The 8,723-nt window shown below is 59.5% G+C and carries 10 protein-coding genes; 4 read left to right on the forward strand and 6 right to left on the reverse strand.

Annotated elements, in window-relative coordinates:
• From PMI30_RS12355 to PMI30_RS12340, 4 genes are all read right to left on the reverse strand, one after another.
• The gene (locus PMI30_RS12355) at positions 1-438 is read right to left on the reverse strand and encodes a hypothetical protein (protein WP_008010796.1); all 438 of its coding nucleotides are present in this window, start codon (positions 436-438) and stop codon (positions 1-3) included.
• A 498-nt stretch (positions 439-936) separates the two neighbouring features.
• Entirely contained in the window at positions 937-1,461 is a 525-nt protein-coding gene (locus PMI30_RS12350) for an AAA family ATPase (protein WP_008010798.1), read from the reverse strand.
• Complete coding sequence (gene pnuC / locus PMI30_RS12345) at positions 1,458-2,021, reverse strand: nicotinamide riboside transporter PnuC (RefSeq protein WP_007897345.1); 564 nt, start codon at positions 2,019-2,021, stop codon at positions 1,458-1,460. Before pnuC ends, PMI30_RS12350 begins: the two co-directional genes overlap by 4 nt.
• A 189-nt stretch (positions 2,022-2,210) precedes the next feature.
• Positions 2,211-3,845 carry a methyl-accepting chemotaxis protein gene (locus PMI30_RS12340; protein ID WP_008010801.1) on the reverse strand — a complete coding sequence of 545 codons (1,635 nt, stop codon included), beginning with the start codon at positions 3,843-3,845 and terminating at the stop codon, positions 2,211-2,213.
• 294 nt (positions 3,846-4,139) lie between these two features.
• Here PMI30_RS12340 and PMI30_RS12335 point away from each other — a divergent pair, with 294 nt between their 5' ends.
• Both PMI30_RS12335 and PMI30_RS12330 read left to right on the forward strand, forming a co-directional pair.
• Positions 4,140-4,970 carry an undecaprenyl-diphosphate phosphatase gene (locus PMI30_RS12335; protein WP_008010803.1) on the forward strand — a complete coding sequence of 277 codons (831 nt, stop codon included), beginning with the start codon at positions 4,140-4,142 and terminating at the stop codon, positions 4,968-4,970.
• Complete coding sequence (locus PMI30_RS12330; protein ID WP_008010805.1) at positions 4,967-5,398, forward strand: DUF1294 domain-containing protein; 432 nt, start codon at positions 4,967-4,969, stop codon at positions 5,396-5,398. The genes PMI30_RS12335 and PMI30_RS12330 overlap by 4 nt, the downstream gene beginning before the upstream one ends.
• A 6-nt stretch (positions 5,399-5,404) precedes the next feature.
• Here PMI30_RS12330 and PMI30_RS12325 read toward each other — a convergent pair whose 3' ends face one another.
• Entirely contained in the window at positions 5,405-5,764 is a 360-nt protein-coding gene (locus tag PMI30_RS12325) for an MmcQ/YjbR family DNA-binding protein (protein ID WP_008010807.1), read from the reverse strand.
• Positions 5,761-6,669, reverse strand: coding sequence for a LysR substrate-binding domain-containing protein (locus tag PMI30_RS12320; protein ID WP_008010808.1), 909 nt, complete (start codon positions 6,667-6,669; stop codon positions 5,761-5,763). Before PMI30_RS12320 ends, PMI30_RS12325 begins: the two co-directional genes overlap by 4 nt.
• 130 nt (positions 6,670-6,799) lie before the next feature.
• On the opposite strand from PMI30_RS12320, the gene PMI30_RS12315 reads away from it, so the two are divergent.
• Both PMI30_RS12315 and PMI30_RS12310 read left to right on the forward strand, forming a co-directional pair.
• Positions 6,800-7,411 (forward strand): FMN-dependent NADH-azoreductase, encoded by a 612-nt coding sequence (locus tag PMI30_RS12315; RefSeq protein ID WP_008010809.1) that lies wholly within the window; start codon positions 6,800-6,802, stop codon positions 7,409-7,411.
• Positions 7,412-7,580: 169 nt separating this feature from the next.
• Complete coding sequence (locus tag PMI30_RS12310; protein WP_008010810.1) at positions 7,581-8,618, forward strand: alpha/beta hydrolase family protein; 1,038 nt, start codon at positions 7,581-7,583, stop codon at positions 8,616-8,618.
• Positions 8,619-8,723: the final 105 nt, after the last annotated feature.

Here is an 8,723-nt window from a genome sequence, read left to right on the forward strand (position 1 = left end):
TTAACGGTCTCCCGTTACGACTCTCAGAGCACCCAGGCCTTGCTGGATGTTTGAATTGACCATGTTGGCAATACCGTTGCCCGAATTTCCCGAGCGCCCGGCAGGGAGGTTGGAAAGCTGGGTCTGGTTGGTGAGATTGCCGCCCAGGTTGTTGGTGTTTTGAGTGACCAGGCGGGAGATGCCTGCACCACTGGCGACGCTGGCAAAGTCGCCGTCGCTCAACTCGTCCGTTTGTCTGAGGACTTGTTTGGACGGGTTGGCATTGGCGGTCGTGGGGCCAGGGTCGGGCATCACCGGCGCACGCGTTGCCATGCGCGGCTGGACATCTCGTTTGATAATGATGAGGCCGTTATCAGCCTGTACGGGCAGGCAGACACTTGAACCCAGTGCGCATCCGATCAGCAGGAGGCTGTAGATGCTTCTATCAAATTTCCCCACGGCGGCAATTCCTTCTTTGTTGTGGCTGGTCCTGGTCAGCGTTGTGGAAGGAGTGAGCGAAAGCTGTGCCGGTTTTTGATTGTTGTTTTAATTCAGAGGGTTATCGATCAACGCTAGTGGATCGATGAAAGGGTGTTTCAGGTCTGAGACAGCCATCGGGACGGCAATATTGATAAGAGATCGCAATAGCACTGGATCCAAGCTTTGTGCGGGATGTATCAGCGCTCTAACACATCGCATGACAACAAGATGACCAGCGTTGAAACAGGCTGTTCGAGAGGGAGGGGGTGTTTCAGGAACGGACGTATTTTGCAAAAATACTGCAACAAATGCTGGAGGAGAGTGCCAGTAAGTCAAGCGCAATCCCTGTGGGAGCGAGCCTGCTCGCGATAGCGGTCTGACCGTCAACATGGATGTTGAATGTGATGGCCCAATCGCGAGCAGGCTCGCTCCCACAGGTCCCGCCTAGGGTGGGGTGTTGGCCCAAATAGGGAAAGGTCAGCGCTCGAGCAGCAGCGCGACGGCTTGCAATGCCTGAAGCCGGCGTTCGGCCCAATCGCCCTGAAGCACTTGAACAGGCTGTCGATGCTGTTCCAGCCACGCCAGGGTCGCGTCGAAAAAAGCCCGGCGTTCATCCAGTTCCGGCTGGCAACGCTGGCCATCGTCCGTCCAGTCGACCTGCTCGGGAGACAGCAGCAAGTGCAAGTCATAGTGCCGAGCCAGCAGCGCCTGCTCGATCCAGGCAGGGCAATCGCCAAACAGGGTCTGGCTCCAGAGCATGTTGCTCAGCAAGTGAGTGTCGAGAATCAGCAGCTGCGGCCCGAGGGCGCGGGCGTCATCCTCCCATTGCAGCTGGCCGCGAGCGATTTCCGGGATATCGGCCGGGCACGTGTCACGCGCCTTCCGCTCAATGAACCAGCGCACGTATTCGCCCACCAGAGCGCCGCCGAATTGCTGTTGCAGTTCGGCGGCGAGCCAGCTCTTGCCGCTGGATTCAGGCCCTGTGAGTACCAGGACTTTCATGTGCGCAACGCCGGGTCGGCGCGCCATGTCCGCCAGCCGTGCACCGCCAGCAGTGCGAATACCCCATAGAGGCCAGCGGTCAGGTACAGCGCTTTATAGATGAACAGGCCAACAAAGATGATGTCCAGCGCGATCCACAGCGGCCAGCATTGCAAACGTTTTTGCGCCATCCATAACTGCGCCACCAGGCTGAAACCGGTCAACGCCGCATCGAGCCAGGGCTGGGCGGCATCGGTCCAATTAGCCATTGCGGCCCCCAGCAGCAAACTGCCGAGCGTGCCGACGGCCAAGCCGAGCGCGGTGGATTTGCCATCGAGCAGGCTGACCTGCCGCCCACCATGAGTCACCCCCGAGCGAGTCCACTGCCACCAGCCGTAGAGCTGCAACGCGGCGTAGATCACTTGCAGCAGCATGTCCGAATACAGCTTCACCTCGAAAAAGATCCAGCTATACAACAGCACCATGACCAGGCCGATCGGCCAGCACCAGGGGTTCTGTTTGACCGTCAACCAGACGGCAATCACGCCGAGGGCGGCAGCAAACAGTTCAAGCCCGGACATGGAGGTTCCTTGGTGTCGTAAAAATGAGGGGGGCGAATTGTACCCGGATTGTGGGGAATGGGGCTTGCCCCTGTAGGAGCGAGGCTTGCCCGCGAAGAACGATGACGCGCAGTACCTGAAAAACCGCGGTGCGTTCTTCGCGGGCAAGCCTCGCTCCTACAGGGGGACAATGCCGGGTTCAGGGAAGGGTTACACCCGAAACTGCTTCAGCAACCCGTTCAACTGTTCGCTCAGTTCCTTGAGGTGAACGCTGGCCACGCTCGACTGTTCGGCCGCCAGTGCCGTGCTATGGGACAACCCGGCTGCCTGGGTGACGTTCTGATTGATGTCTTCCACCACGTGGGCCTGCTGCAACGTCGCACTGGCAATCGAGGCGTTCAACCCGTTGAGGTTGCGCAAGGCCTGGCCGATGGCATTCAGGCTGGCACCGGCCAGACCGGCCTGCTCGATGGTCAGTTGCGACGCACGGCTGCTGTCGCCAATCACCTTGACCGCCGCTTCGGAATGGCTTTGCAGGCGTTCGATCATCGACTGGATTTCCGCCGTCGACTTTTGAGTGCGCTGGGCCAACAGGCGCACTTCATCGGCAACCACCGCAAACCCGCGACCTTGCTCGCCGGCCCGAGCGGCTTCGATGGCGGCGTTGAGGGCCAGCAGGTTGGTTTGCTCGGCGATGGAGCGGATTACTTCCAGAACGCTGCCGATTTGCGTGCTTTCGGCGGCCAGCGTACGAATCACTTCAACGGCTTGATCGATGGTCGCAGACAGCTTGTCGATCTGCTGCAAGCTGCCATCGATATTGACCTGTCCCTGCTGCGCCTCAGATTCGGCATTACGCATTTCGCTGGCCGCGTGTTCGGCGTTCTTGGCCACGTCCTGCACGCCGTAGGTCACTTCATTGATCGCGGTCGCCACCAGTTCCATTTGTTGCGACTGCTGCTGGCTGCGTCGCTGGGCTTGCGCGGCATCGTTGCCCAGTTCGCTGGAAGACTGGCCCAGCGCGCCGGCGGACACCTGCAGCTGACTGATCACCAGGCGCAGTTTCGCGGTGAAGGCGTTGAAGTGCCGGGCCAATTGCGTGACTTCGTCCTGGCCGTGGGTATCGAGGCTGCGGGTCAGGTCGCTTTCACCACTGGCGATGTTGGCCATGGCGTTCACGGTTTCCTGGAGCGGACGCACGATGCTGCGGGCAATCATGATCACCAGCAACGCCATGATCAGGGCAATCACCAGGCCCACGAAAGACGCCTTCCAGACCTGTGCATAAAACTCCGCCTGCATGTCATCGATGTACACGCCCGAGCCGATCACCCAACCCCAAGGCTCGAACAGTTTCACGTAGGAGGTTTTTTCCACCGGCGCGCTGGCGCCCGGTTTCGGCCAGCGGTAATCGACCATGCCGGCACCCTTGGCCTTGGCGATGGCGACCATCTCGTTGAACAGCGCGAAACCGTCGGGGTCGCGAATCGTTGAAAGGTTCTGGCCTTCAAGTTTCGGATTGGTCGGGTGCATGACCATGACGGGCGTCAGATCATTGATCCAGAAATAGTCATTCTGGTCGTAGCGCAAACCGCGCACGGCGGTCAGTGCCTGCTTTTGCGCGGCGTCGCGGGTGAGGGTGCCGGCAGTTTCCAAGCCTTGATAGTAGGTGAGGATGCCACTGGCGGTCTGCACCACGTGCTGGGTCTTTTGGGCCTTGGCCTGATAGAGATCGTCGTGAATCTGCTTGAGCATCAACACGCCCAACGTCAACAGCATCACCACGGCCACGATCAAGATGAGCCACAAGCGTCGACTGATCGACACACTGCGCAAGCTGTTCATAACGCTGTTACTCCGTTTTCTTGTTCTTGTCATAAACGATCGCCAGCATCCAACCACACTTTGCCGCTCGGGCCTATGCGACTCAGGTCCTATTACGCGGCAGCGTAAATGAGGCGTGTCTGATAGGATTTCGGCCCCGCACGGAAAAACCTGAGCCCAGGTTGATTTTTCACAAGGTTTTTACGGTTTTGTGTGGATATTGCGCGCGCGGGGCTTCAGCCAAGGCTGATTGCGTTTAACGCTTTACAAATTATTAACGGAGCATGCCTGGGGGTATTGCTTCTTGGGGGATTGATGGATCTTTGGACGGCCTTTCAGGCATTGATTTTAGGCGTTGTAGAAGGGTTGACGGAGTTCTTGCCCATTTCCAGTACCGGGCACCAGATCATTGTGGCGGACTTGCTCAACTTTGGGGGCGAGCGGGCCATGGCCTTCAACATCATCATTCAGCTCGGGGCGATCCTGGCGGTGGTCTGGGAGTTTCGTCGCAAGATCTTCGACGTGGTCATCGGTTTGCCGACGCAGCCCAGCGCTCGACGCTTTACCGCGAACCTGTTGATCGCCTTCCTTCCGGCCGTGGTATTGGGGGTGATTTTCGCCGACTTGATTCACAAGTACCTGTTCAACCCGATTACCGTGGCCACCGCATTGGTCGTGGGCGGGATCGTCATGTTGTGGGCTGAACGCCGTCAGCATGAAGTGCATGCCGAGAGCGTCGACGACATCACCTGGAAAGATGCCTTGAAAGTCGGCTTTGCCCAATGCCTGGCGATGATCCCCGGGACCTCGCGTTCCGGCTCGACGATCATTGGCGGTTTGCTGTTCGGGCTGTCGCGCAAGACGGCCACCGAGTTCTCGTTCTTCCTCGCCATGCCGACCATGGTCGGCGCGGCAGTGTACTCGGGCTACAAATACCGCGACCTGTTCGTGCCGGCTGATTTTCCGGTGTTCGCCATTGGTTTCGTCACGGCGTTCGTCTTTGCGATGATCGCCGTTCGGGGCTTGCTCAAGTTCATCGCCAGCCACAGCTACGCGGCGTTCGCCTGGTATCGCATCGCGTTCGGCCTGGTGATCCTGGCCACTTGGCAATTCGGCTGGGTCGACTGGACAGCGGTCAAGCCATGAACGATTCCGGTGCGCGCAACAACAACCCCGGACGCAAGCCCGGGGGCGCCATGCAGAACCTGCGGCTGAAACTGCTGGTATTCGTTGTGCTGTGCGCAGTGCCGTTGTTTGGCTCGGTGTCGCTATGGCTGCACGGGGTGTCGGTGATTCCCCTGGCGGCCTACGGCATCGTCAGCGTGCTGGCGTTTTTCCTGTACTGGAGCGACAAACACAAGGCCCGCGCCGACAGTTGGCGCACGCCGGAGAACGTCTTGCACGCGGTAGAGCTGGCGGGCGGTTGGCCGGGCGCCTTGCTGGCCCAGCAAGTGTTTCGGCACAAGACCCGCAAAGTCTCGTTTCAACTGGTGTTCTGGCTCATCGTGCTGATGCATCAGGTGTTCTGGATCGACCAGCTGTTTCTGGGCGCTAACCTGTTTGCGTTGTTTTAAAGCGCTTCAAAGCAATAAGCCGACCTGCGTGCGCTTGGGCAACTTGCTCACCACCAATTGGTGGGAACGTTGCAGCAAGCCTTGCAGTTCTTCGGTGCCCAGCGGGTAGGGCGTTTCCATGATGACCCACTGGGCCCGGGCCAGATACGGCGCCGGGTGAATGCCCGGCCGGTCGCAGTGGCCCAGGAACAGGTCCTTGTCGACCTTGAAAGCCAGGGACTGTCCGCGCAGGTTTTGCAAAGCGAACATCTTGTTCCCGGCAATCGAAAACACCCGCACGCCACCCCACTTGTAGTCCTCCTGCGCACCAGGCAGCGCCAGGCAAAATTGCGCGACGTCCTCTTCGCTCATTAATCGCGCTTTCATAACAGTTTGTCCCCACAAGCATTGAATGATTCGATCAAATGGTCGATCCAGGCGCGCACCGCTGGCATCACCCCGCGTCGATGAGGGTAGACGGCTTGCAGCCAGCCGCCCGGCAATGACCAGTCGGGCAACAGTTGCACCAGCGTGCCGTTTTCCAGCTCCTGCTCGCAATACATCATGGGCAGCACGGTAAAGCCCAGCCCGGACAGGGTACAAGCCTTGCGCACGAGAAAATCATCGACTCCCAATCGGGCTTCGAATGTCATTTCACAGGCCTTGCCATGCTGGTCGAGCATCCGCAGATGCACCAGCCGATCGGCTTCCAGGGCGCCCAGTATCGGTACGTTTTTCAAGTCGTCCGGGGTTTTGATCTGCCGCTCGCGAAGAAACGCCGGGCTGGCGACCATGACGGTTTGTGCCTGACGCAGGCGGCGGGTGACCAGCAATGGATCTTCATCACCCAGATCCCGCACTCTCAAGGCGACATCGACGCCTTCGGTCACCAGATCAACCCGGCGGTTGAGCAGCATCACCTCCAGTTGCACCTGAGGGAATTTCTCCAGGAAATTACTGATTATTCCGGGCAGCACTTCGTGGGCCAACCCGACAGGGCAGGACACCCGCAGTCGTCCCCGGGGTTCACTGGACATGCTGGCCACCGCTTCGTCGGCCATCTCGGCTTCCAGTAGCATCGCCTGACAGTGCCGCAGGTAGCGCTCGCCCACGGCGGTCAGATTGAGTTGGCGGGTAGTGCGTTGCAGCAGGCGCGCGCCCAGGCGTTCTTCCAGCTCGGCAATGCGTCGCGATAACCGGGACTTGGGAATCCCCAGCAAACGCCCGGCCGCCGCGAAACCGCCGGCGTCGACCACCTTGGCGAAGTAATAGAGGTCGTTGAGGTCTTGCATGATTTAAATCCGATTGTTCTATCAGTGAGACGAACTATCGCATTGTTGCTGACTAATCAGCTATTGGTTTCGTCGATAGGATTGTCTCCATCAGATCGCCGGGTGGCGATCCTCACCTTGGAGATCCCACATGAAATTACTGCATATCGATTCGAGCATTCTGGGTGACAACTCGGCTTCCCGTCAGTTGAGCGGCGAAGTCGTCAAAGCCTGGCAAGCCGCCGAGCCTGGCGTAGCGGTGACTTACCGCGACCTGGCCGCCGATGCCATCAGCCATTTCTCCGCTACCACCCTGGTTGCCGCCGGTACCGCCGCTGAGCTGCGCAACGCCGCGCAACAACACGAAGCCGAGCTGAGCGCGCAGACCCTGGCCGAATTCCTCGCTGCCGATGCCGTCGTGATTGCAGCGCCAATGTACAACTTCACCATTCCGACCCAGCTCAAGGCCTGGATCGACCGCATCGCCGTGGCCGGCCAGACTTTCCGCTACACCGAAGCCGGCCCTGAAGGGCTGTGCGGTGGCAAGAAACTGGTCATCGTTTCGACCGCTGGCGGTTTGCATGCTGGCCAACCAACCGGCACTGCTCACGAAGACTACTTGAAGGTGCTGTTCGGTTTCCTCGGCATCACCGACATCGAGTTCGTCCGCGCCCATGGCCTGGCCTACGGTGATGAAGTGCGCACTAAAGCCATGAGCGACGCCCAGGCGCACATCAGCGAGCAATTGTTCGCTGCCGCGTAAGGCTTGCGTAAAGTCGTAAACAGCTCGGGCAATACCCCTGAAACTCTGTATTCTGGTCATCGTGATGGCCAGGTACGGAGTTTTTTGTTTCTGGCGGTGATCAGTTTCTGGCCCAGGTTATGCACCCGAGGCTTAACATCTGCGGTCAGGTAACAAGGTGGGGCATCCCATGGCGCGTCTTTGTGCAACGCTACTGATTTGCCTGCTCGGCAGCCTGAATTCAGTGCACGCCGCGCCTGCGCCGCACCCTCACTGGAGCGTCGGCTTCCATGAGATGACGTTCCTCGATCCGCTGGACTTGCAGCCGATGCGCGCCATTGCCTTTTACCCGTCCAGTGAAAGGGAACATTCCAGCACGCTCGAGGGCTACACGGTCGAAGCCGGTGAAGACACCAAAGTCGCCATCGGACGTTTCCCGATGCTGATGCTGTCCCACGGCAACACCGGAACCCCGCTGGCCCTGCACGACCTCGCTACCTCATTGGCGCGCAAGGGTTTCGTGGTGGTGGCGGTGATCCATCCTGGCGACAACTCCAAAGACCATAGCCGCCTCGGCACCTTGAGCAATCTTTATGGTCGGCCGATCCAGATTTCCGAAGCCATTACCGCGACACTCAGCGACCGGATGCTCGCGCCCTTCGTCAATGCCGAGCAGGTCGGGGTGATTGGCTATTCGGCGGGCGGTGAGACTGCACTGATTCTGTCTGGTGCCACCCCCGATCTGGATCGTCTGCGCCGTTATTGCCAGGAGCGCCCGGATGATCACGATGCCTGCAATACGCAAGGCGAACTGATCGTCGACCGCGATGATTTGCAGCCAGTGGCGGACCCGCGCGTGCATGCCTTGCTGCTGATGGCGCCGCTGAGTCTGAAGTTCGGCCGCCATACCTTGGCTGACGTGCATGTGCCGGTGCTGCTATACAGCGGCGATGGCGACAAACTGGTGGCGTTCGACAAAAACGCCGCAGCGCTTGCGCGCAAACTGCCGACCGCACCGGACTTCAAATTGCTGGCCGGGGCAGGGCACTTCGTGTTCCTGGCGCCGTGCAACGAAGAACAGATCGCCGCCATGCCGGCACTGTGTACCGATGCCGACGGCGTCGACCGCAAGGATATTCACCGCAACATGATCTCCGAAGCCGGACGGTTCTTCTCCCATGCCTTGGGCAAACCCACCCGCGCCGGCATGCAAACTGCCGATCAATAATGTGGGAGCGAGCCTGTGGCGAGGGGGCTTGCCCCCGTTTGAGTGCGTAGCACTCACAAAATTTTTGGTACATCAGAGATTTGGGGACTGCTTCGCAGCCCAACG

It is taken from the genome of Pseudomonas sp. GM50 (assembly GCF_000282375.1).
Taxonomy (GTDB): domain Bacteria; phylum Pseudomonadota; class Gammaproteobacteria; order Pseudomonadales; family Pseudomonadaceae; genus Aquipseudomonas.